This is a genomic window from uncultured Winogradskyella sp. (assembly GCF_947496485.1).
Lineage (GTDB): Bacteria > Bacteroidota > Bacteroidia > Flavobacteriales > Flavobacteriaceae > Winogradskyella.
The window spans coordinates 312,626-336,985 of sequence record NZ_CANMCZ010000003.1 but is presented as its reverse complement, the minus strand read 5'-3'; the positions used below and the strand labels follow the sequence as shown (position 1 = coordinate 336,985).

Sequence of the window (24,360 nt, the reverse complement as noted above, 5' to 3'; positions counted from 1 at the left end):
CCAAAAATCAGTATTATTATTGTTAACCGGTGCATTTTTTCAGCTTGTATCCAACTGTTTATAGATAGATAAAATTTTCATACCCAGAACTTTATATTTTTCAATCCTCAGCCTTCCGCTGCCCAGTAAAAGTACCATTAGGTTGTATAAATTTTATCGCACTAATCTTACCATCCGTTTTAATAAATTCAACCTTATAGCCATCTAAAACTTTGAGACTAAATTTATGTTCTGCAGTTGGTACTAACTCGTATTCTGGTTGGTTGGGTACAAAGGCATATAATACATTCTCATCTTTAATATATACTTTTATTTCTGTGCCCATAAGATCATACTTACCTACATATTGTTGTAATGTTTCTACATCTACATCGATAGTATTGGGAGTACGTTTAAAGGCAATGGGATCTACCATTGGCTCAATACCTACACGACCATAATCTATATCACCAGCTTCATTGGTGCTAAAGGTTATTTTTAGAGATTTGCCAATTGCTGCAGTATCTACCTTACCTTCAATGACATCTATTAGTTCAAACGTATCATAGTGATAGTGATGTAGATATTGTCTTTTGTCGTTAAGCTCAGTAAATAGACTATCATTTTCTATAATAATATCAACTTTACCATAGCCTTTATGCTCATATGCGCCAGTATAATCTAGCTTAATATGAGAAGGTCTTGTGTTTTTTACATTAGAAGTTTCAGTATTATCTTTAGCTTCTTCTTGGTTTTTGAGCATTTTTTCGGTGTCTTCTTTATGCTTTTTTGCCCATTCTGTTTTTTCTTCGCCAAGCATATAATCTGCAGCTATGTTTCTAACAAGTCTCGGAACAGCTGACCCATTTTGATTGGATAAAACCACAATACCCAAACTATCTGAAGGATAAAATGCAACACTAGCAGAGAACCCATCAATATTGCCACCATGTTCTACCAAATAATGTCCTTTGTAAGAATGTAAAAACCATCCATAGCCGTAATTTGCAAATTGTGCATCAGGTAATTCTTCTGTCGGTAAACCAGCAGCGACTACCATTTGAGAACTCATAGCTTCTCTTACATAGTTTTCTGGTATAATTTGCTCATCATTGTATTTTCCTTTATTAATCCAAGTCATTAACCATTGGCTCATGTCTTTAACACTGCTATTAATGCTTCCTGCCGGAGACATACCTGCAATATCGTAGTAATCCATTTTTTCAATATTTCTATCAGCATCTAAAGTGTAACCAAAAGCGGCATTAGAACTCGATTTCATACCTTCAATCATTGTTTTAGAGCGCTTCATACCTAAAGGTTTAAAGAATTTTTCTTCAATATTGTCTTCCCAAGATTTGCCTGTAAGTTTCTCAGTAATGACTCCTTGTAGTAGAAATCCAAAATTATTATAATACCATTGCTCACGTACTCCTGTAAAAGGTTCGTGATATTGCATGCGTGCTACCAAACTATCTTTATCATGACTTGGAAAAAAGTACCATGCGCCATCATGTCTTGGTAAGCCTGTGCTGTGGCGCATTAAGTCTTTGATATTGATATTATTGTTCATATCATCATTATAAAATTCCAAATTAGGAAGGTGTTTTAATGGGCTGTCATTAAAAGATAGTTTGTCGTCCTCGCGAAGCAATCCTAGTAGTGCAGAAGTAAATGCTTTGGTAGAAGAACCTATGGCAAATAGTGTATTAGCATCTGCTGGCACTTTGTTTTCATAATCACTATAACCAAACCCTTTGGCATAGATGACTTTGTCTCCTTCCACAATGGCAACAGCAAATCCTGCTGCTTTGGTACTTTCTAAAACAGAGTTAAATTGTTTTTCGATGCCTTTAAGACGTTTGTCGGTTTGTGAAAACACTAATGTAGAAAATAGTGCTAAGGTGATAATTAGGATGCGATTGTGAATCTTTGATTTCATACTGATTGGATTTTAAAAAGTGATTATGAAATATGAGTAGCTAAAAGGCTTACTAAGTTACTACTTTTTACTACTAATTTGAAAAAATTACAATTCGTCATTAAAAAATTACAATTCGGTAAGTCTTGTTTTAAAGATCTGCATTTGTGTAAGATATTTGTATCAAATTAAAACACACCGTTATGAATGTATTAATAAAAATCGCAGTTGCCATTGTTTTAAGTTTTGTGAGTTACCAGTCTGAAGCTCAAGAAAAACATAATATTACTGTTACAGTAAAAAATGCTCATAGCAATGATGGTAAAATATTTATAGCACTTTACAAGACGGAATCTAGCTTTTTAAAAACGGCATTTAAAGCCACAAAAAGTGAAATTAAAGATAATCAATGTACTATAACTTTTGAGGATATTCCGGAAGGAATTTATGCGGTTTCAATCTTTCATGATGAAAATAATAATGGTAAATTAGATAGCAACTTTTTTGGTATTCCAAAAGAGGATTACGGTTGCTCTAACAACGCAAAAGGTTTTATGGGACCTCCAAAATGGGATGACGCTAATTTTCAGCTTATAGAAAACAAATCAATATCAATAACGCTATAATTTTAAAAACTAACACAAATGAAGAACTTAATCACCATTGCTTTATTCGTAATTACAGGAATTACGCAAGCGCAAACTAATTTTGAAAAAGGAATGACTAAAGCTTTTGAACTATGGCAAGACGACAAAACCGACGAAGCCCAAAATATGTTTGAACGTATCGCTAAGGCAGAACCGACTGAATGGTTGCCAAACTATTATATTGCCCAAATCAATAGCCTGAAAAGCTGGAATGAAAAAGATGAAGCCGTTTTAAAAGCACAGTTAGATAAAGCACAGGAGCATTTAGATATTGCTATGACTAAAAGTGAAGATAATGCAGAGTTATTAGTGATGCAAGGTCAGGTATATACGAATTGGGTGGCATATGATGGAATGACTTATGGAATGAAGTATGCCAGTAAAATCGCAGAATTGTATACCAAAGCTTTAGAATTAGATTCAGAAAATCCTAGAGCAGCATTTTGCAAAGCAGATTGGGCAATGGGAAGTGCAAGATATTTTGGTCAGGATACAGCACCATATTGTAAAGAAGTCGAGGCATCCATTGAACTTTTTGATACCTTTAAGCCAGAGAGTGATTTTCATCCTAATTGGGGAAAAGAGCGTGCTGAGCAGGTTGTAGAAAAGTGTAAAGAATAAGAAACGAAATTATAAACATGACAAAGTCAATTAAAAATATCATTATAACCTTTATTATCGGATGCCTAGTATTTCTTATTGGCAACTTCCTTTCTGATGGTTTTGATTTTAAAAATGTAAATGAGTTTTTAATAAACTTTGGTTTCTATCAGTTGTATTCCTTTGTTCTGGGATATTCTAACATGGCATTTTTTGATTACATGGAAAAACGCCAATGGAAAAAAGGCGATACAATTAAGAGGATTATAGTTGGTATAATCGGATGTACAATAATTACTTTAGTCGGTATTTTTCTTTTAAGAACATTTATTTCTGTAGTCATATATGGTACACCTTTCGAAACTTTTTTAAGCAGAGAGTCTTGGCAAGGTTATTCATTTGGCCTTTGGATTACACTTATTATTGTTTCTGTTTTCCACATTATATTTTTCTATAACAGATATCAGAAAAACAAAATAAAAGAACAAAAAGTAATTGCAGGTGCGGCTAGTGCAAAGTTTGATGCTTTAAAAAACCAGTTAGATCCACATTTTTTGTTTAATAGCCTAAATGTACTAACAAGCTTAATTGAAGAAAACCCAGATAACGCACAACGATTTACTACATCTTTATCTAAAGTATATCGCTATGTTTTGGAACAAAAAAGTAAAGAACTAGTTACTGTAGATGAAGAATTGAATTTTGCAAGAACCTATATGTCTTTATTAAAAACGCGTTTTGAAGACAGTATTATTTTTGAAATACCAGATAAAGCATCCAATCCAGAAAGTAAAGTTGTGCCTTTATCGTTACAGCTACTTTTAGAAAATGCGGTAAAGCATAATATGGTAACTTCTAATAAACCATTGCACATCAAAATATATGAAGATGGAAATCACTTAGTAGTAATGAACAATCTCCAACCGAAACAAATTGTAAAAAAGAGTAGTGGAGTAGGGTTAGAAAATATAAAGCAACGTTATCAATTGCTATCTAATAGAAAAGTACACATCAATCAACGAGATAAAGATTTTGCAGTTGCAATTCCTATGCTCACAAAACAAGTATCAATCATGAGAACAACACAAAAATCACAAGAACGTCTAAACGACGATTACGTTAGAGCTCGTAAACGCGTAGAAGAATTAAAAGCCTTTTACTACAGTTTAATTGCTTATGTATTTGTTATACCATTTTTAATATTTATTTGGTATAAAACTTCATATAATACCATACAATGGTTTTGGTTTCCAACATTTGGTTGGGGATTGAGTTTGGTTTTTCAGGCCTATAGAGTGTTTGTAGATGACGGAGCCTTAGGTGCAGGTTGGGAAAAGCGCAAAATTGAAGAATATATGAATAAGGAAGATCAAAAAAGTCGTTGGAACTAATAAATCAGATTATGGAAACACAAGATTCTAATTTAAAATATATAAAAGCTAAGAATAGAGTTGAAAAATTAAAGCAATTTTATACTCACCTAGTGGTTTACATTGTAATCAATACTGTGATTACTGCAGTTAAAATAATGCATAATACAAATAATGGTGAAACATTTAATGAAGCTTTTTTTGACTTCTCAACGATTGCTACATGGTTAGTTTGGGGAGTTGCATTGGCAATACACGCCTTTTCAGTTTATGGTATTCCGTTGATTTTAGGAGACGATTGGGAAGAGCGTAAAATTGAAAGGTATATGAAAGATGAGTTAAACAAAGATTAAAACATTTTTAAAGATGGAAAAATATAATATAGAACCCTACGATGAATATAAAGAGTCGAGAGATTATAGAAAAGAAGAAGCATATCTAAGAGCAAAGAAAAAAGTAGATGCTATTATAGGTTTTTACTGGCATCTTGCAGTTTATGTGATTGTCAATCTATTTTTAATCATACTAATTGGAGTAAATGCAGGTTTCAGCGGTTTTGGACCTTATGCTACAGCCGTTTTTTGGGGAATAGGATTGGCATTTCATTTCTTAGGTGTTTTTGGTCCAAATTTTTTCTTTGGAAAGAATTGGGAGAACAAAAAAATCGAAGAATACATGGAGAAGGAGCGTAAACGTTGGGAGTAGTAAGTTTGAAGTTTGAATAGTAAACAGTTAAAGCATCAACAATGAAAAACAATATTGACGAAGAACAACTGCTAGCTAAAGCAAAACAAAAAGTTAAGCAAGTCCAAATATTTTATTTGCATTTGGTATTATACGCTATTGTTGTTGGACTTCTTTTATACAACTTTTATATCATTGAAGAAGGGCCATATAAAAACAATATCATAGCTTTAAACCTCAGTGTTTTAGTAGTATGGACAGTTTTCATTATCATACATAGAATAAATGTTTTTAATGGAAGAAAAATTTTTAAAAAGAGCTGGGAAGAGAAAAAAATACAAGAATTTTTGGAAGATGAGAATGAGACAGAGACCACAACTTGGGAATAGATTATTAATTATAAAACAGTATTTTAAATAATGAGTATAATCATAATTGAAGACGAAAAACCTTCAGCAAGACGTTTGCAACGTATGCTAAAATCTTTGGATGTTGAAGCAGAAACTATGTTACATTCTGTTGAAGAATCTATTGAATGGTTTCAGAATAATGAGCATCCGAATTTAATATTTTTAGATATACAATTAAGTGATGGATTGTCTTTCGAAATTTTTGAAGCCATTGATATTAGATCAGCAGTAATTTTTACAACAGCTTATGATGAGTATGCCTTACAAGCTTTTAAACTTAACAGCATTGATTACTTATTAAAACCAATAGATGATGAAGACTTAAAAATCGCTGTTGATAAATTTAAAACTAGAGCTCCACAAAAACAGTCTGTTACTTTAGATTTTAATGATATTAAAAAACTACTCGTTAATCCTATTGAACGTGAGTATAAAAAGCGCTTTTCAGTTAAGGTTGGTCAGCACTTAAAACTCATAAATATTGAGGATATTGAATGCATTTATAGCGAAAACAAAGGTACTTATGCATTTACAAATGAAGGTAGAAATTATCTTTTGAATATGACTTTAGATCAGTTAGAAGATGACTTAGAACCTCATGTATTTTTTAGAATTAGCCGTAAATTCTATGTTAACATCAATGCCATTAAGGATATGGTGAGTTATACGAATTCGCGTTTACAAATAAAACTCAACCATTTTAACGAGCAAGAAATTATAGTGGCTAGAGAGCGGGTAAAGGACTTTAAGAACTGGTTAGAATAAATTTAAATTAATCTTTATCCTCAATCCTATTATCATCAAAGGCTGAAGGCAATAACTTTGGAATAAATTTGACAAATAAAGGTAATAGCAACATACCTCCTGGTAGCATGAATATTGCTAAACTTGGTATGGATTTAAAAATGTCTAATAGTTGCGATTGAATTTTCTTTTGCTCATCATCACTTAGATTTCGTTGTGTCGATTGTGCTAAAAGAAACATAGCTTCCTTGCTTTCAGATAATTCTTTAATTAAGCGTTTACTATTACGTGTAATAAGTTTGGAAACGACTTTACTACTATTATCATAAAAACTTTGAGCTAGATTTTTAGAGCTTAAAAAGGCGACATCTTCTTTGTGTTCATCATAAAACGTATTGATGTCATCTACAGATTTGGCGATATCTTCATTATTTAATGATAAATCAGTTTTTAAACGGTTTAAGAATTCGCGCTCTTCAGTGTCAATAATTTTATCTGTCCATGATGCCATGCATACCAAGTCTATAACGTATAATTTCTCTAGAGGTTCATTAATAAGAGAAACAGCATTGCTGTATGAAGGTAATTTAGAATTTTTATGTCGAATAGACTCTTCAAATAACTTAATGAGGTTATCATCGTACTCGGTTTTTTCTGATTTGTTATCTATAACAGAGAACACAATAGTTTCTAGAGAAGATTCAAGATTATTCACGTAATTTCTGATGTCTTTTTCGTTCTTTAAAAAGCGTTTATAACCTAATACATCAACAAATAACAAAGCGTTAATCAAAAAATAATTAAAACTTTTAGAAATAAAATTATCATCAATATGAATACGCTTGTGGATCATTTTTTCTAGTAAACTATCTGGCTTTTTATCACCAAATAATTCTTCAAAAAATGAACGCTTTTGATCGCTAATAGTTTTATAGTACCTTATTAAGCTATTAATAAAATCCTCTTCAGGCTTTTCTTTTTTATAAATAAAATAATAAGTGAGTAGTAAATTGATTTTACAGCGTTCTTCTTCTGTAAAATCAAAGGGTTTAACAATATCTAGTACAACTTTTATATTGCTTCCATATATAAAACCAGCTTGTTTTAATCTGTTATAAAACTCATTAGTTTCTGTTTGAGAATACATGGTCTCAGAAACTTGATTGAGTAATTTCTTTATCCAGCCACTAGCTGATGGATTCATACCAAATAAGATTTATGTAAAAATAAAGAAGCTACCTTTAAAGTAGCTTCTTTATTTTTATTTTAATAAAATTATTCTATAATTCCTGCACAACCTACACGAGCACCTGCGGCACCAGAAGGTTGAGATTTCAAATCGTCTACACCAATATGTACGATAATTGCTTTACCTAAAATATCTTTAGTGTCATCACCACAACCAATACACCATTCGTCTGTTGTTTTTGTTACGGTTCCTCTGCCACTTGCATCGGTTTTAAAATTACCAATATCACCCTTATGATAGCCTGTTGCATCTCCCCATGCACCATGAGGTTGTGCTGTAGGATTCCAATGACCACCAGAAGATTTTCCATCAGGAGATGAACAATCCGCTTTTTCGTGAATATGGATAGCGTGCTCACCTTCTTCTAAACCTGTAATAGTACCTACCATAGTTACCAAACCATTTTTTTCAGTAAAATTGATAGTACCTTCTACATTGCTATCACTTTTGGGAGATAATGAAATAGACAATTTCTTTTCAGTTGAATTTTCTTCTATAACTTCTTCAATCTCTGTTTCTAAAGTCTCTTCAGTTTCTTTTTTATTCTCTTTACAAGATGTTGCAAATACAAGAGTAAAAGCGATAGCAGCTAGTTTTATATTTTTCATGATAAGTAATTTTGTTTTTAGTAAAGTTAAGTAGATAATTGCGTTAATGCAAGTACAGTATTAATTCTTCTTTAACCACAATTTAGAGTCTAAAACACCACGTTTTAGATTTTCAGCTATGATTAATGCTTTATCAACTCGGGTTTGAGCAGATTTATATCTTGAAACGGTGTAAATAATACTGCGTTTTCGTCCAGGAGTTAAATTCTCAAATATGGTATAAGCTTCATAATCACTGAGTAAAACTGCTTCAAGTTCTTCCGCTATTTCTACACCATATTTGGAAGTATCCTCAAAGATTTGAAGCATAAAATAGTCATTCATAAAAACACCTAATTCTTTTTGTTTAGCTCTACTAAAATATATACGATATATTCCAGACTTTTCCCTTTTTAAAGCTGCATAGAATTCAATGTATTTCCCTTCAAAAGTTGTCTTTACTCTTATTCGCTTGTGATTATTAGCAATAAAATTACTGATATAATCTTCTGGTAAAATTACACTTTGCTTATCTGCTAGAGTGACCTCAAAGTTTTCAGTTTTTAGCATTTTTAGAGTTCGTTAAAATAGATACATGACAAATATCATGTTTTATGACTAGACATACCAGTAATTTTGGATATCAAATAAAAAGTATGTGCCACTCATTAGTTAATAAATACAACGTTGCTGGACCACGATATACAAGTTATCCAACGGTTCCGTATTGGGATATTGATACCTTTTCGTTGCAACAATGGAAAATGTCTTTAAAGCAATCATTTTCTGAAAGTAATAGTTCAGAGGGGTTGAGTTTGTATATACACTTACCATTTTGTGAGACTCTTTGTACATTTTGTGGTTGTCATAAACGCATCACTAAACGTCACGAAGTAGAATCGCCTTACATAAAAGCATTATTAAAAGAGTGGAGTATTTATAGAAATTTGCTAGGTGAAAAACCTAAAATTAAAGAATTGCATTTAGGAGGCGGAACACCGACATTTTTCTCACCAGATAATTTAAAATTTTTAATTTCTGAATTGCTGAAAGTTTCGGAAATAGCTGAAGATTACGAATTCAGTTTTGAAGGACATCCTAACAACACTACAGAATTACATTTACAAACGTTATTCGATTTAGGCTTTAGACGTGTTAGTTTTGGAGTACAAGATTATAACTTAAAAGTACAGGCGGCAATTAATCGCATTCAACCTTTTGAGAACGTAAAACGAGTCACAGAATTAGCGCGTAAAATAGGTTATACTTCTGTTGGTCATGATATTATTTTTGGTTTACCTTTTCAAAGTAAAGAAGATGTCATAGAAACCATTATTAAAACGGGAACATTAATACCAGATCGTATTGCTTTTTATAGTTACGCTCATGTTCCTTGGATTAAAGGTAATGGACAACGCGGTTTTAATGATTCTGATTTACCTTCTGGCGAGTCTAAACGTCAACAATATGAAATCGGAAAACGTATTTTAGAAAATGTAGGATATAAAGAAATAGGTATGGATCACTTTGCTCTAAAAAGCGATTCATTATATAAAGCCATGCAAAATGAAACCTTACACAGAAACTTTATGGGTTATACACCTTCTAAAACCCAAGCTATGATTGGTTTAGGAGCGTCTTCAATAAGCGATAGCTGGTATGGTTTTGCTCAAAATGTAAAATCTATAGAGGAATATTACCATTTAATTGAAGAAGGTATAATTCCGGTTTACAGAGGACATATTTTGAATACGGAAGACCTTATCATAAGAGGGCATATTCTTAATCTAATGTGTAATTTTAAAACATCATGGTTAACCAATGATATGGTTTTTGAAGAATTACCAGAAGTCCTCATAAAACTCAAAGAATTTGAACAAGATGGCTTACTTGAGTTTGAAAGAAAACAAGTAACCATAACTGAAAAAGGAAAACCCTTTGTCAGAAATATATGTATGGCTTTTGATTTATTATTACAACGAAAAAAGCCAGAGACTCAATTATTTTCAATGACAATTTAAAACTACGAAAAATGAAAAAAATTATTGTACCAATAGATTTCTCGGAACACTCTGAATATGCCTTAGAGGCAGCAGCTATTTTAGCAAAAAAATATGATTCTGAACTGATTGTTCTGCACATGTTAGAATTGTCTAATGCCATTTTAACTGCAGGAAGTGATGCACTAAGTGAAGAGGCTGTATTTTACTTAAAATTGGCTGAGAAAAAGTTTGATCAATTTTTAGACAAACCTTATTTAGAGGATATTAAACTAACTCCTATTGTAAAACATTTTAAAGTTTGGAGTGAAGTTAACGACGTTGCTAATGAGCATGATGCTAATCTTGTCGTCATGGGATCTCATGGTGCTAGTGGTATAAAGGAGGTGTTAATAGGTTCAAATACTGAAAAGGTGGTGCGCCATTCGGATATACCTGTTTTAGTGATAAAGCACAATCCGATTTTGATGGAATTTGAAAATGGAGTATTTGCCAGCGATTTTTCTGACGAAGCAGTTGCTCCATATTTAAATGCTAAAAGGACTCTTGATATGCTTGGGGTAAAGATGCACCTGGTCTATGTAAATGCTCCTGATGGAAGCTTTAGAAGTTCTTCTGAAATAGATAAGCGTGTATCAGACTTTTTAAGAAAGGCAGATGGAGATTTAGAAAATTTACCAAGCGTAAATGTGGTTTCAGATTATTCTATAGAAAAGGGAATTTTAAATTTTGCCAACGTTATTGGTGCAGACGTTATTGCTGTAGCGACACACGGAAGAAAAGGTTTAGCACATTTCTTTGAAGGCAGTATTTCGGAAGATCTAGCTAATCATTCTACATTGCCTGTAATGACTTTTAAAATATAATTTTTGATGTTTATTAGTTAGTGTTTTATCATCAATTTAAAACGTCAAAGATTTGTTTCTTTGGCGTTTTTTTAGTTTAAAGCTTCACGAAATTCTAGTTCTTGTTTCGAATTGAGATCTAAATCCTCTCTTATAATAAGCTTAGTTGGCCTTAATAGAAATAAATAAGTTAGCATTATTATAGCAATAATTAGATATAATTGATTACTCGTAATTATAAAGATGACGATGGCAAAGAATGCTGGTGCTTCTAGCATAGCATATCTAATAATTCTACTAGACTGATAATGAACAAGTTTTTCTTTTAGTGTTGATTTTTGCTGAACCCTTTTTAAGTTTTGTTGAAAAACAAGGTTACTCATAAAAGCTAAGACTATAGCAAAACCAGGTACAAGGTAAAAGAATATATCTTCTGTATCCGAAAAATTCATAGTCCCATTTTCTGTGATAAAAATTGCAATAATTCCAAAAATTAATGTGGCAACGCAGTAAGCATAATGTAGTATAGTTAAAGTTTTGATGATACCTTTTGGGGAATAAGTACGATTGGTATTTGTCATTTGTATTAATGAATATTAAACGAAAGGTCTAATATAAAATATTAATGACAATCTATAGCACTCGAAGCTATTTCAACTATTGGGGCAGGAGAGATGTAAGGAATTCCTAATCCTAACCCACGAAGAATAAACAAAACACCAATAAGAACCACAAATACAGGAATTGCTTTTTGAATTCTTTGTTTTACAGTACTATTTAAAAACTTACCTAAATAAATAGCTGTAGTCATTAAAGGAATAGTACCTAGTCCAAAGAATACCATATAAAGGCTTCCTTGAAAAAGACTTCCAGTAGCTACAGCACCGAAAACCGCCATATAAACTAGGCCGCATGGTAAAAATCCATTAAGAAATCCAATAGTTAAAAATGTATCGGCTGTTTTCTTTTTTAATGCCTGTCCTAAATTAGTCTTTACTTTAGAAATGAGTTTATTTAAAGGTTTTGATAGGTTATACTTACCAATAGTTTTATAAGGAATGATGACAAGAATAATCATAAAGATTCCTATGGCTATAGATAATTGCTGTTGTATACCAAAGATATAGAGGCTTTTACCTACTAACCCAAACACCAAACCAATTATACTGTAAGCTAGTAATCTACCGAAGTGATAGATACTGATTTGACTTATTTTTTTTAAGGTATTGGAACGATCTACTGGTAACATAAAGGCAATTGGTCCGCACATACCAACACAATGCAAACTTCCTAATAAGCCTAATATAAAAGCAGAGATTAACATATTAATACATTATTTCCTTTTTGTAGAGATAGGAATTACCTTTGTATATCCAATCTATTTTTATGTTCCAACGACCATCTAACAAACGTTTGTCAGGTATGAGCAAATTGTGATTAGATAACGAAATTGGTATTTCGAGATCTAGGTGCTTATTAGATGGTCTGTATAGGAACACTTTGCCTTCAATAGCTTTAATGTCTAAATCTTTTGGAAATTCAATAACAATACCATCCTTGGTCCTTTTCCAAGATATGTTAGCGTTTAATGATTTTGAATTTGTTTCTTTATCAATATCTTTTTGAAATTTCAATTCTTGTTTGTAGTAATCTTCAACAACTAAATCATGGTCGTACTTATCATCTGTGGCCATGCTAATAACAAAGTACATGATAAAGCCAATAAAGCCTACAAATGCTATAACGATTGCTGTTCCCCAATTAATTTTCATAACAATTCTTTTTAATTATAATTTCTAGGTCCTAAAAAGCCAACGGTAGTCGTTTCAATTAATTTGTCATTACTATAAACATCTATCCTTAGTTTATTCTTATCGCCAGATAAATTACTCCGTTTCAATTCAATAAACAATGTACCTTCTGCTATACCTTGTGCTTTAATTTTAAACTCGTCCGTAACTGAGACCAGTTTTATTTCACCTTCTGTACCTCTTATTTTAAAGCTTACATTTTCAATAGTGTTGGAGGTCTTATTTACAAGTTTATAGGTGTACACATTACTAATCATATTGTCCTCTTTCTGTTCATAGGATTGACCAGGTAATCTTAAAATACGTGCTTCAATATCATTTCTTAGTGCAAGCATTCCGCCTAAGACTCCAATTAGAATTATCAATACGGCAATATAGCCTTTCATTCTAGCGGTCAGTTTAAATGGCGTTTTCTTTTCTATATTTTCTTCACTTGCATAACGTATTAATCCTTTAGGAAGATTAATCTTTTCCATAATATTGTCGCACTCATCAATACAAGCTGTGCAATTTACACACTCTAATTGTGTACCGTTTCTTATGTCAATGCCAGTTGGACATACATGTACGCATTGAAAACAATCAATACAATCTCCATGACCAAGTGCAGCTCTATCTTCGTTTTTTCTAAACTTTTTTCTTCCACTTTCACCCTCACCTCGTTTATGATCATAAGCAACGACTACAGATTTAGTATCCAAAAGTACTCCCTGTAAACGTCCGTAAGGACATGCTATGATGCAGACTTGTTCCCTAAACCATGCAAAAATAAAGTAGAAAACTCCTGTGAAAATGAGCAAAGGGATTAAAGTACTCATATGTTCAAAAGGTCCATCCGTTATATAGTTAAGTAGTTTGTCACCACCTATCAAATACGCCAAAAAGACATTGGCAATTAAAAATGATACTACTAAAAAGATAAACCACTTTAAAAGGCGCTTTCTTATTTTTTCGCCATCCCATTTTTGTCGTTTTAGTCGGATTTGCTTATTTCTATCGCCATCAATCCAATATTCGATGCGTCTAAAGACCATTTCCATAAAGATGGTCTGTGGGCAAATCCAACCACAAAATATACGACCGAATCCTACTGTAAATAGTGTAATGAATACGACACCAATTATCATGGAAATCACGAATAAATGGAAGTCTTGTGGCCAAAAAGGAAAACTAAATATATTGAATCGTCGTTCTAAAACATTAAACAATAGAAACTGGTTACCGTTGATTTTTACGAATGGCGCAGCGAATAAGAATGCTAATAATATATAGCTTACTAGTTTTCGCTTTTTGTAAAAATAACCTGAAGGTTTTTTAGGAAATATCCAACTGCGTTTACCTTCTTCATCGATGGTGCCAATGGAATCTCTAAAAACTTCGTTTGATGGTGTTTCCATTTTGGGACAGTTTACTGTTTACGTTCTAGTGTTAGTCATTTGAAACTACGGAAGTAGCCTCTTCAGTTTCAACAGTGTCTTCGATTGATTTTTCTTCTGTGTTTTCGTCAATAGCATCAGTTTCAGTAGCGGATTCGTCCACCCAAATTTCACCTTCGGCTTTTTTAGCTCCATCTCCTGGTGTTGTACCTTGAAATTCTAAAACATAACTGGCAACCTGAGCCATTTCCAAAGGTGTTAACCCTTCTTTTTTCCATGACACCATACCTTTACCGTCTCGACCACCTTCAGAGATTGTTCTAAAGACATTTTTAATGCCACCTCCTAAAATCCAATGTTCATCTGTTAGATTGGGTCCAATTCCGCCACCACCATCATTTCTATGGCACGCAACACATTTGCCTTCGTAAATGCCTTTTCCTGCATTTAAGTCAGAAGCCTCAGTCAATACTTCAACAGTATTTACATCAACAAGATTTTTTGCATTTTTTAAATGTTCTTCAATCGCTCTATTGGCCTCTGCATATTCTATTTCGTATTCTACAAATTGATCATCGGCATTCAATACATGGTAACGGATCATATAGACAACACCAAAAATTATCGTTAAATAGAAACTATATACCCACCATGGAGGTAGATTGTTGTCTAATTCTTTTATACCATCGTAGTTGTGGTCTAAAATAATTTCACCCTCTTCTTCAATAGGTTTACCACCAACAAGTTTTTTGTAGATGTTACTAACCCATGAGACTAATTTAGATGGAGCTTCTTTTTTAGCATCATATCTTGCCTTGGCTTCTTCGTCTAAACTTTGATATAAGATATTATCCATTGAGCCTACTATACCCTCAATAGCTAGAAGTACAAGCAGTACTAAAAGCAAGAACAAGAGGATTATTGGTTGCTCCATAAATGCAGGTTGATCACCAGATTCGATAAAATATTCTACGAGACCTACTATGGCTAAAAACACAACAGGCACTCTTATGTATGATGGAATTAAATGTCTCATGATAATGTTTCGTTTTGATTGTCTAAAGGTAAATTACTAACAGTAGTGATGTATTCTTTTTTCGCCGTTATGACCCAATAAAATAAGGCTACAAAAAAGATGAAGAATATTAATAGTGAGATCAAAGGATAGATTTCTATGCCAGTGATACTTTCCATATGATTTTTTACAAATTTCAGCATAATATTATTGGTTTTGAGCGGTTTCGTTAGCTATATCTTTCACTTTTATATCTGTTCCTAAACGTTGCAAATACGCAATTAGAGCAACAATTTCTCGGTCTTTCATTTCTACATAATCTTCACCAGCGGCCAAGGCTTCTTGTTTACTTCTTTCGAAAGATTCTGCTAAATCAGGATCCTCTATCAGATTTTTTACAATGGCTTCTGATTGTACATTCATTAAATCTTGAGCGTTTACTATCTCTTCTTCGGAATAAGGAACACCCAATGTTACCATCACTTCCATTTTCTTTTCTGTCATTGATTTGTCTAGCTCATCTCTGATTAGCCACTGATATGCAGGCATTATAGAACCTGTAGACATCTGTTGTGGATCATACATATGTTTAAAGTGCCAAGAGTCTAAATACTTACCACCAACACGATGTAAATCTGGACCAGTTCTTTTACTTCCCCAAAGGAAAGGATGGTCATAAACGAATTCACCAGCCTTGGAATATTCTCCATAACGTTCTACCTCACTTCTAAATGGACGAATCATTTGTGAATGACAGCCAACACAACCTTCTCTAATGTATAGGTCACGTCCCTCTAATTCTAAAGGTGTATAGGGTTTCACACTACTTATAGTTGGAATATTCGATTTAACAACTATTGTTGGGATAATCTGAACGATACCGCCAATTAAAATAGCTACTGTAGCATATATAGTTAATAAAACTGGCTTACGTTCTAACCAAGTATGCCATCCTTCTCCAGCAACTCTGCGCTTAGATACGCGCTGCAAAGCTGGTGCTTCTGCCAATTCATCTGTAACTTTAGAATTAGATCTTACAACGGTCATAATAACATTGTAAACTAGAATAAGCATACCAGTAATGTAGAGTGTACCTCCAATAGCTCTCATCCAGTACATTGGCATTATTTCGGTTACTGTTTCCAAAAAGTTACCATAAAATAAGTTACCGTCTGGTCTAAATTGTTTCCACATACTTGCTTGAGTGAAACCAGCGACATACATAGGTAATGCATATAAGAGAATACCCAAAGTGCCTATCCAGAAATGTAAGTTAGCTAAGCCCACAGAATGTAGTTTGGTTTTGAACAATCGAGGGATTAACCAGTAGATCATACCAAACGCTAAAAATCCATTCCATGCTAGTGCACCGACATGCACGTGTGCAATAATCCAATCGGTAAAATGAGCAATGGCGTTAACATTTTTAAGTGATAACATAGGCCCTTCAAATGTTGCCATACCATAACCAGTAATAGCCACGACCATAAATTTTAAAACAGGATCTGTACGAACTTTATCCCATGCTCCACGTAAGGTTAACAATCCGTTTATCATACCTCCCCAAGAAGGAGCAATAAGCATTACTGAGAACGCAACACCTAAATGTTGAGCCCATTCTGGTAAAGCTGTGTATAATAAATGGTGAGGTCCTGCCCAGATATATATAAATATCAATGACCAGAAATGCACTATAGATAATCTATATGAATAAACAGGCCTATTAGCAGCTTTTGGCACAAAATAGTACATTAAGCCAAGGAATGGTGTCGTTAGGAAAAATGCAACCGCATTATGTCCATACCACCATTGTACTAATGCATCTTGTACACCTGCATAAACGGAATAACTCTTAAGGCCACTAACCGGTAATTCTAAACTATTAAAAATATGAAGTACTGCAACAGTAACAAATGTTGCCAAATAAAACCAAATAGCAACATATAAGTGTCTTTGACGACGTTTAAGAATAGTACCAATCATGTTCACACCAAAAGCTACCCAAATTAGAGCAATAGCGATGTCAAAAGGCCATTCTAACTCTGCATATTCTTTAGACGTAGTATAGCCTAATGGTAATGTAATTGCTGCACCAACAATAAGTAATTGCCAAGCCCAAAAATTAAAATTGCTCAGCATATCGCTGAACATTCTAGCTTTTAAAAGACGCTGTAGAGAGTAATAAACACCTGCAAATATGGCATTACCTACAAAGGCAAAAATCACTGCATTGGTGTGTAATGGTCTTAAACGCCCAAAACTTAACCACGAAATACCGTCGGTCATATTTGGGAATAGAAACATAAAGGCCAGAATTAGACCTACAAGCATCCCAACAACTCCCCAAAGAATGGTGGCGTAAAGGAATTTTTTAACGATTTTATTATCGTAATAGAATTGTTGCATTTCCATATTTATTGTATTAGTCAGTTTTTGTATTTATTGATTCTTTTAATTCTTCTTTTACGAGTTCGTCTTCAAACAGCATGCGCACCGATGGTGTATAGCTATCATCATATTGACCAGATTTTACAGCCAATAAAAAAATGATGAAAAAAGCTATGCCAACAATGACGCTAACCGTTAAAACAATGTATATAACACTCATACCTATTTGAAGTTATGGCTCAAAAATAAAGCTGAACCTTTTTTTAAAACATGACTTTTATCATGTTGAAATATTTATTTTAATTTTCTTCCTAAAATATTGGTGCATATTGTTGTAAACACAACTATGCTAATAGAACTTAAAGGCATTAATATAGCCGCAACGACAGGTGCTAACTGACCTGTTATAGCAAAATATAAACCGATGATATTATAGAAAAAGGAGAGTAAAAAGCTCCATTTAATAATTTTTATAGCTGATTTGGAAGCTATAATGTAACTGTATAATTGATGAAATTTTGAAGCATCTAAAATAGCATCACATGCTGGTGAAAAGACATTTACATCTTCAGAAATTGCAATACCAACGTTACTTTGTGCTAATGCTCCTGCATCATTTAAGCCATCACCAACCATTAATACTTTTGCCCCTTCGGACTGGTGAAATTTAATATACTCTAATTTGTCTTCAGGTTTTTGATTGAAAATTAACTTGGTTTTTGCTGGTAGTAGCTTTTTTAAGTTTTCGCGTTCACCTTCATTATCACCAGATAGAATAACTAAATCAAAATGTTTTTTTAATTTGTTGAATAGTTTTGAAACACCTTTTCTGTAGCTATTATAGAAAGTAAATTTTCCTTTATAAACATCATTACTACTTACATGAACAGTGGTGTTTAAAACTGCATTTTCTGCGGCATTACCAACAAAGTTAGCAGATCCAATTTTTAGATTTATATCATCGTGTCTAGCTTCGATTCCTTGACCAATGTGCTCTTCAAAGTTTTCTAATGTTATAATGTTGTACTCATCAAGAATATAATATAAGGTTCTGCTTAATGGATGATTAGAACCACGTAGCGAATTTTTAAGTACTAAATTCTCAGTATCTGAAAGTTGTTCACCATCGTATTCAGCATTACTACTTTTGTTAGATGTAATAGTTCCTGTTTTGTCAAAAATTACGGTGTTGATTTGAGCTAATTGTTCTATAACGCTGGCATTCTTGATGTAAAATTTAAGCTTTCCGAAAATTCGTAATAAGTTGCCAAAAGTAAATGGTGCGGATAAGGCAATAGCACAAGGGCAAGCAATTATGAGAACTGCCGTAAACACATTCATAGCTTTACTGGGATCTGTAAATAACCAAAATGCGGTAGCGATAATAGCAATACTCAAAATTGTAATTGTAAAATGTTTACTTATCGTATTGGTTATGTCGGTAAAGCCATCTTCTTTATTTTTACTAAAAACGTCATTACTCCATAGTTGAGTAAGGTAACTTTGCTCAACAGATTTAATAGCCTCTAGTTCTATAACTCCTGTAGTTTGCTTGCCTCCTGCAAACAATTTATCTCCAGAATGTTTTGATAAGGTTTGAGATTCGCCAGTAACAAAACTATAATCGATTTTAGCTTTTCCATTGATTAAAATACCATCAACAGGAATTAATTCTTCATTTCGGATTAAAATACGATCTCCTTTTTCAATATCGTAAACCTGAATAGTTTCTTCATATCCTTCCTTATTTATTTTAGTTATGGCGATAGGAAAGTATGATTTATAGTCGCGCTCAAATGATAAAAAGTCGTAGGTCTTTTGTTGAAAAAACTTTCCAACTAAAAGAAAGAATACTAAACCTGCGAGACTATCAAAAAAACCTGAGCCTATATCAAAAGCAATTTCAATAGTACTTCTTACAAATAATACAGATATTCCTAATGCTATAGGAATATCAATATTTAAGAGTTTGGCTTTTAAACCTTTAAATGCCGAAATAAAATAGTCTTGAGCGGAATAAAAAACAACAGGAATAGAAAGCGCAAACATCAACCACCGGAACATATGTTTGTATTGCTCTAACCAAAACTCATTAATTTCAAAATACTCAGGAAAGGACAGAAACATAATATTTCCAAACCCAAATCCTGCAATACCGAGTTTGTAAATTAAGGTACGATTGATATGCTTTTTCCCTGATTTAAAATCGTCTAAGCTTATATACGGCTCATAACCAATGGAACTCAACAATAAAACAACAGACTTTAAATCAGTTTCAGTAGAATTATAAGTAACTCTAACTGTTTTCTTTCCAAAGTTAACTTGAGAATCAGAAATATTTGAATTTAACTTGTTTAAGTTCTCTAAGATCCAAATACACGAGCTACAGTGAATATGTGGAATGTAAAGTGTTACAATCTCTAAAGTATCGCTTCTAAATTCTGTTAATTTTTCAATGATATTCTCTTGAGTTAGAAAATCATATTTCCCTTCGATTTCTTTTGGAATTGCACCAGGAGAGTTTTGTAAATCATAGTAACATGTTAAATCATTTTCGTTAAATATTTCGAAAACAGTTTTACATCCGTTACAACAAAAAGACTTTTCTTGAAATGTAATTGTGTTATTGCCACAATTATCACCACAATGAAAACAAGTGTTGTTTTCCATTTTTATTTGCTCATTCATACCTGTAACAAAGGTGATATATCCTTAATATTTAAAATATGATATTTGTCATGTAATTAGTATATTTGAGCTAGTTCAAAAATATCAGGTATGAGTAAATGTGAACAGTGTATTATCAAAGAGTTCAATTCATTGAAATCTTTGACAAAAGAAGAGCTTATGCGTGTTTCAGCGTGTAAAACAGGCAAAGTCTATAGAAAGGGGCAAGTTATTTTTGAGGAAGGTGATACCCTAAATGGAGTATATTGTGTCAAAGACGGTGTTTGTAAACTCACCAAATTGAGCGAAAACGGAAAAGACCAAGTTGTAAAACTGGTTGTAAAAGGAGGCTTACTTGGTAAACGCTCTTTAGTTACTGAACAAAAGACAAATCTTAGTGCTGTGGCTTTAAACGATATGGAAATGTGCTTTATTCCCAAAAGTGAAATAATGAATGATTTACAAAAAAATCCAAAATTCACTATGGATGTTTTAAAGAAAATGGCAGAGGATTTAAAAGTGTCTGATGAATCCTTAGTAAATATGGCTCAGAAATCTGTAAAACGCAGAATGGCCGAAATACTTTTATACATCCATAATGACTTTGGTGTTGATTCTAACGGTTTTTTAAGCATAGTCCTTTCTCGTGAAGATTATGCCAATATGGTTGGCACTGCTACGGAGTCAGCAATCAGAATTCTCTCTCAGTTTAAAAAAGAAGGTTTTATTTCCACATCGGGAAAACGCATAAAGGTTGAAGACACTAATGGCCTTAAGTGGGTAGAATAAACAAAAAACGCTCTAGTATCTAGAGCGTTTTTTGTTTATTAAAATTCCTTAATCTATACTAAACGTTTTAATTTCCTTAAACGGATCCATTTGAATCTGTTTCATACTAGTTTGATAGTCTTCCCATTCTTTATTAAAAAAGCTATTTGTTTCTCCTAAGAGTTCACCTATAGCATTTTTAGCGTGCTTTATTAAAGTCGTTTCTGTTGAGGTTAAGCCAGTTTGACTGTTATATACATAACCTTGTGCTGTTCTTAGTCTTTGTAAAGGTGTTACTTCTGGATTTCTGGTAATACCTTGACGTTTATCGACTTTACCTAAATACTTATCAATTAGACTGTCTATAGCTTTTACTATAGTTTTTGAAGCTTCAATTTGCTCTTTATAGACGTCTTTATCTAGTTTAGATAATTCTTTTTTGTACTTCTCTGCTATGCCTTTACTTTCAACAAGTTGTTTTATGGCATCTGCAGTAGTTTTTTGCATTCGTTCTAATTGCTTAGCTGTAGTATAAACTTCATCAATATTTTTCATTGACACTTCTAATCTTGGATCTGATTCTACTTTTACTGACGTTTCAGACATTTGGTCTCCATAATGAATTATAGCTTTGTAAGTACCTGGTTTTACAGAAACTCCTCCAGGTTCTCTGGTTTGTTTTCTGATAGTTCTCGATGGTCTACTAACACCAGCCTCATCCATATACCAAGTCCATCTATGAATACCATTTTCTTTTGGTGCTTTAGTTTTTAAAGTTCTAATTAATCTATCACCATCGTATAATTTTAATGTTAGTGAATCCCATTTTACTTTATTTTCTGGGTCAACTTTCTTATCACTTACATTTTTATCGCCTTTTTTTGAATCTGACTTTACATCAGATTTCTTGGTTTCTTTTTTATTGAACAAATAAGTAAAACGAGCACCTCCACCACGATTTTCTCCATGATAAAGTGCATCGCCTCCAAAACGACTACCAGTGGGTTGCTGGTATGCAGCTTGATAAGCTGTTGGTGGATTGAAAAGCTTAATATTAGAAGTGATTACTGATTTGTTTTTAGCCATTTCTCTTAAAGGTCTAATATCATCTAAAACCCAAGCCGCACGTCCAAATGTTCCAATCACTAAATCGTGTTCACGTGGTTGAATCACTAAATCTTTTACAGATGTTGTTGGAAAGCCTTCAGTCCACTTGGTCCATTTCTCTCCAGCATTTATTGATACATATAAACCATCATCAGTTCCTAAGAACATCAAATTAGGTTCTGCTATATCTTCAACAATAGCAAGTGTGTAACTTTGTACATCACTCTCGTCTACAATGCGTTCCCAAGTTTTTCCATAGTTTTTGGTTCTGTAGGCGTATGGATTGTAATTAAATCGTCTGTAATCGTTCGCAATTAATAGTGCTTCACCTTTATTTTTATTAGACGCTTTTATTTGTGCTATCCAGCTTCCTTCAGGTAAACTTTTAATTTTTGAAACATCATTCCAAGTTTTTCCTCCGTCTTGTGTATAATGTATGCGACCATCATCAGTCCCAACCCAAAGCATGTCTTTTTCAATAGGTGAAGGCTCAATTACTAAAATAGTAGTATGATTTTCTGCACCAGTTGCATCCATACTTAATCCACCACTCTCAGATTGTTTTTGTTTTTCAGGATCATTTGTAGTTAAATCTGGTGAGATAACAGACCATGTTTCACCTTTATCTGTGGATTTATGTACAAACTGACTCCCAAAGTAAAGTGTACTATTATTAAATGGATCTATATTGATTGCAGAATTCCAATTAAAACGTAAGCGCACATCAGGATCTGGATGTGTTGGTCTAACACCATAGTTGTTTCCTGTTTGCCAATCGTAACGGCTTACAAATCCTTGTTGACTCATGGACCATCCATAACGTGAATCATCTCTATCTGGAACAACATCAAAACCGTCTCCAAAGCTAATTTCTTGCCAATAGCTATTTCTAATGCCTTGAGCGCGCCAAACGTAAGCTGGACCTCTCCAAGACCCATTATCTTGCATTCCACCATAAACGTTATATGGATATTCATTATCTACATTAATATGATAGAATTGCGCTACAGGTAAGTTTCCAATAAAACGCCAAGATTTTCCACCATCTTTCGTGATATTCATACCACCATCGTTACCATCAATCATAAAATTACCGTTCTCTGGATGAATCCACCATGCATGATGATCTGGATGCACACCATTACTAACTCCATAAGCTGGCATCAACTGCGTAAAGTTTTTTCCTCCATCTTCGGATACGTTTACATACGTAAACACAGAATACACACGATTTTCATTTTGTGGGTCTACATAGATTTCAGAATAATAAAACGGACGATTACCAATATCACTTTTGTCATTAACCATTTTCCACTTAAAACCTCCATCTTCACTTTTATATAAAGCATTCTTTTTAGCTTCAACTAAAGCATAAATAATATTTGGCTTATTTGGGGCAATGGCAACTCCAATACGACCAAGATTTCCTTTAGGAAATCCATCGTCTTCTGTGATTTTTTTCCATGTTTTTCCACCATCATGAGTAATATGTAACCCAGAACCTTCTCCTCCAGAATTAAAGAACCAAGGATCACGTTTGTGTTCCCACATGGCAGCAATCAATTTATTTGGATTTGTAGGATCCATTATTAAATCTGCTACGCCAGTTTTATTATTTGCGAATAAGATGTTGTCCCATGTTTTTCCACCATCAGTGGTTTTAAAAACACCACGTTCAGGATGTTCTCCCCAAGGTGAACCAATAGCACCAACATATACTACATCTGGATTTGTTGGGTCGACAATGATTCTGTGAATATGACGTGTTTTCTCAAGACCCATTGCCATCCAGTTTTTTCCACCATCAAGGGATTTATAGACTCCATAGCCACCATTTAGGGAGTTTCTTGGATTTCCTTCACCAGTTCCAACCCAAATAACGCTTGGATTAGATTGCTGAATTTCTACAGCTCCAATGGAAGCTGTCAGTTCTTTATCGAAAATAGGTTCCCAAGTAATACCTCCAGAATTAGATTTCCATAACCCACCAGAAGCCGTACCAACATACATCACATCCGGATTATTGGTTACAACATCAATAGCAGTTACACGACCAGACATGCCACCAGGACCAATATTACGAGGTGTCATATTTTTGACCATATCCATTGAAAATTCTTGAGCGGAAAGCATAGTTATACAGAATAGCATAACTATTGAGAAAAAACGTTTCATCTTTTAAAAAGTTGGTT

Annotated in this window: 24 protein-coding genes; 10 read left to right on the top strand and 14 right to left on the bottom strand. The window is 33.2% G+C overall.

The features are described from left to right. Nucleotides 1–100 precede the first annotated feature (100 nt). Nucleotides 101–1,921, bottom strand: a complete 1,821-nt coding sequence (locus Q0822_RS11855; protein WP_299123867.1) for a serine hydrolase — start codon at nucleotides 1,919–1,921, stop codon at nucleotides 101–103. Between the two features lie 182 nt (nucleotides 1,922–2,103). On the opposite strand from Q0822_RS11855, the gene Q0822_RS11850 reads away from it, so the two are divergent. Genes Q0822_RS11850 through Q0822_RS11820 form a run of 7 tightly spaced genes read left to right on the top strand, consistent with a single transcriptional unit; the run spans nucleotide 2,104 to nucleotide 6,376 of the window. Next, a complete protein-coding gene (locus tag Q0822_RS11850; RefSeq protein ID WP_299123865.1) occupies nucleotides 2,104–2,526 on the top strand; it encodes a DUF2141 domain-containing protein in 423 nt (140 codons plus the stop codon). Nucleotides 2,527–2,544: 18 nt separating this feature from the next. Then, a complete protein-coding gene (locus tag Q0822_RS11845) occupies nucleotides 2,545–3,168 on the top strand; it encodes a hypothetical protein (RefSeq protein ID WP_299123863.1) in 624 nt (207 codons plus the stop codon). A 17-nt stretch (nucleotides 3,169–3,185) separates the two neighbouring features. Beyond that, a complete protein-coding gene (locus Q0822_RS11840) occupies nucleotides 3,186–4,538 on the top strand; it encodes a histidine kinase (RefSeq protein ID WP_299123861.1) in 1,353 nt (450 codons plus the stop codon). Between the two features lie 11 nt (nucleotides 4,539–4,549). Then, nucleotides 4,550–4,870, top strand: a complete 321-nt coding sequence (locus Q0822_RS11835) for a 2TM domain-containing protein (RefSeq protein ID WP_299123859.1) — start codon at nucleotides 4,550–4,552, stop codon at nucleotides 4,868–4,870. A gap of 13 nt (nucleotides 4,871–4,883) precedes the next feature. Further along, nucleotides 4,884–5,222 (top strand): 2TM domain-containing protein, encoded by a 339-nt coding sequence (locus Q0822_RS11830; protein WP_299123857.1) that lies wholly within the window; start codon nucleotides 4,884–4,886, stop codon nucleotides 5,220–5,222. A 41-nt stretch (nucleotides 5,223–5,263) separates the two neighbouring features. Beyond that, the gene (locus Q0822_RS11825) at nucleotides 5,264–5,590 is read left to right on the top strand and encodes a 2TM domain-containing protein (RefSeq protein ID WP_299123855.1); all 327 of its coding nucleotides are present in this window, start codon (nucleotides 5,264–5,266) and stop codon (nucleotides 5,588–5,590) included. Between the two features lie 30 nt (nucleotides 5,591–5,620). Continuing rightward, the gene (locus tag Q0822_RS11820; RefSeq protein WP_299123854.1) at nucleotides 5,621–6,376 is read left to right on the top strand and encodes a LytTR family DNA-binding domain-containing protein; all 756 of its coding nucleotides are present in this window, start codon (nucleotides 5,621–5,623) and stop codon (nucleotides 6,374–6,376) included. Nucleotides 6,377–6,383: 7 nt separating this feature from the next. Here the strand turns inward: Q0822_RS11820 and Q0822_RS11815 are convergent, their stop codons facing one another. The 3 genes from Q0822_RS11815 to Q0822_RS11805 all read right to left on the bottom strand — a co-directional run bounded on the left by Q0822_RS11815 (nucleotide 6,384) and on the right by Q0822_RS11805 (nucleotide 8,761). Continuing rightward, on the bottom strand, nucleotides 6,384–7,559 hold the full coding sequence (locus tag Q0822_RS11815; RefSeq protein WP_299123852.1) for an LETM1-related biofilm-associated protein: 1,176 nt from the start codon (nucleotides 7,557–7,559) through the stop codon (nucleotides 6,384–6,386). A 71-nt stretch (nucleotides 7,560–7,630) separates the two neighbouring features. Beyond that, complete coding sequence (locus Q0822_RS11810) at nucleotides 7,631–8,212, bottom strand: superoxide dismutase family protein (RefSeq protein WP_299123850.1); 582 nt, start codon at nucleotides 8,210–8,212, stop codon at nucleotides 7,631–7,633. A gap of 60 nt (nucleotides 8,213–8,272) precedes the next feature. Then, nucleotides 8,273–8,761 carry a YdeI/OmpD-associated family protein gene (locus Q0822_RS11805; protein ID WP_299123848.1) on the bottom strand — a complete coding sequence of 163 codons (489 nt, stop codon included), beginning with the start codon at nucleotides 8,759–8,761 and terminating at the stop codon, nucleotides 8,273–8,275. An 86-nt stretch (nucleotides 8,762–8,847) separates the two neighbouring features. Here Q0822_RS11805 and hemN point away from each other — a divergent pair, with 86 nt between their 5' ends. Both hemN and Q0822_RS11795 read left to right on the top strand, forming a co-directional pair. After that, the gene (gene hemN / locus Q0822_RS11800; protein ID WP_299124180.1) at nucleotides 8,848–10,212 is read left to right on the top strand and encodes an oxygen-independent coproporphyrinogen III oxidase; all 1,365 of its coding nucleotides are present in this window, start codon (nucleotides 8,848–8,850) and stop codon (nucleotides 10,210–10,212) included. Between the two features lie 11 nt (nucleotides 10,213–10,223). Continuing rightward, the gene (locus tag Q0822_RS11795) at nucleotides 10,224–11,057 is read left to right on the top strand and encodes a universal stress protein (RefSeq protein ID WP_299123846.1); all 834 of its coding nucleotides are present in this window, start codon (nucleotides 10,224–10,226) and stop codon (nucleotides 11,055–11,057) included. A gap of 71 nt (nucleotides 11,058–11,128) precedes the next feature. Here Q0822_RS11795 and Q0822_RS11790 read toward each other — a convergent pair whose 3' ends face one another. From Q0822_RS11790 to Q0822_RS11750, 9 genes are all read right to left on the bottom strand, one after another. Next, the gene (locus tag Q0822_RS11790) at nucleotides 11,129–11,617 is read right to left on the bottom strand and encodes a hypothetical protein (RefSeq protein ID WP_299123844.1); all 489 of its coding nucleotides are present in this window, start codon (nucleotides 11,615–11,617) and stop codon (nucleotides 11,129–11,131) included. Nucleotides 11,618–11,658: 41 nt separating this feature from the next. Further along, on the bottom strand, nucleotides 11,659–12,360 hold the full coding sequence (locus tag Q0822_RS11785; protein ID WP_299123842.1) for a sulfite exporter TauE/SafE family protein: 702 nt from the start codon (nucleotides 12,358–12,360) through the stop codon (nucleotides 11,659–11,661). 1 nt (nucleotide 12,361) lies between these two features. Beyond that, complete coding sequence (locus Q0822_RS11780; protein ID WP_299123841.1) at nucleotides 12,362–12,808, bottom strand: FixH family protein; 447 nt, start codon at nucleotides 12,806–12,808, stop codon at nucleotides 12,362–12,364. Nucleotides 12,809–12,819: 11 nt separating this feature from the next. After that, nucleotides 12,820–14,244, bottom strand: coding sequence for a cytochrome c oxidase accessory protein CcoG (ccoG, locus tag Q0822_RS11775; RefSeq protein ID WP_299123840.1), 1,425 nt, complete (start codon nucleotides 14,242–14,244; stop codon nucleotides 12,820–12,822). A 31-nt stretch (nucleotides 14,245–14,275) separates the two neighbouring features. Next, entirely contained in the window at nucleotides 14,276–15,259 is a 984-nt protein-coding gene (locus Q0822_RS11770; protein WP_299123838.1) for a cbb3-type cytochrome c oxidase N-terminal domain-containing protein, read from the bottom strand. Continuing rightward, nucleotides 15,256–15,441 carry a CcoQ/FixQ family Cbb3-type cytochrome c oxidase assembly chaperone gene (locus Q0822_RS11765; RefSeq protein ID WP_299123836.1) on the bottom strand — a complete coding sequence of 62 codons (186 nt, stop codon included), beginning with the start codon at nucleotides 15,439–15,441 and terminating at the stop codon, nucleotides 15,256–15,258. Before Q0822_RS11765 ends, Q0822_RS11770 begins: the two co-directional genes overlap by 4 nt. Before the next feature lie 4 nt (nucleotides 15,442–15,445). Further along, nucleotides 15,446–17,650, bottom strand: coding sequence for a cytochrome-c oxidase, cbb3-type subunit I (ccoN, locus tag Q0822_RS11760; protein WP_299123835.1), 2,205 nt, complete (start codon nucleotides 17,648–17,650; stop codon nucleotides 15,446–15,448). A 10-nt stretch (nucleotides 17,651–17,660) separates the two neighbouring features. Next, nucleotides 17,661–17,846 carry a cbb3-type cytochrome oxidase assembly protein CcoS gene (ccoS, locus tag Q0822_RS11755; RefSeq protein ID WP_299123834.1) on the bottom strand — a complete coding sequence of 62 codons (186 nt, stop codon included), beginning with the start codon at nucleotides 17,844–17,846 and terminating at the stop codon, nucleotides 17,661–17,663. A 74-nt stretch (nucleotides 17,847–17,920) separates the two neighbouring features. After that, complete coding sequence (locus Q0822_RS11750) at nucleotides 17,921–20,296, bottom strand: heavy metal translocating P-type ATPase metal-binding domain-containing protein (RefSeq protein WP_299123832.1); 2,376 nt, start codon at nucleotides 20,294–20,296, stop codon at nucleotides 17,921–17,923. 150 nt (nucleotides 20,297–20,446) lie between these two features. Between Q0822_RS11750 and Q0822_RS11745 the strand changes: the two genes are divergently transcribed. Beyond that, entirely contained in the window at nucleotides 20,447–21,082 is a 636-nt protein-coding gene (locus Q0822_RS11745; protein WP_366125107.1) for a Crp/Fnr family transcriptional regulator, read from the top strand. A 48-nt stretch (nucleotides 21,083–21,130) separates the two neighbouring features. Here the strand turns inward: Q0822_RS11745 and Q0822_RS11740 are convergent, their stop codons facing one another. Further along, complete coding sequence (locus tag Q0822_RS11740; protein WP_299123828.1) at nucleotides 21,131–24,343, bottom strand: hypothetical protein; 3,213 nt, start codon at nucleotides 24,341–24,343, stop codon at nucleotides 21,131–21,133. Nucleotides 24,344–24,360: the final 17 nt, after the last annotated feature.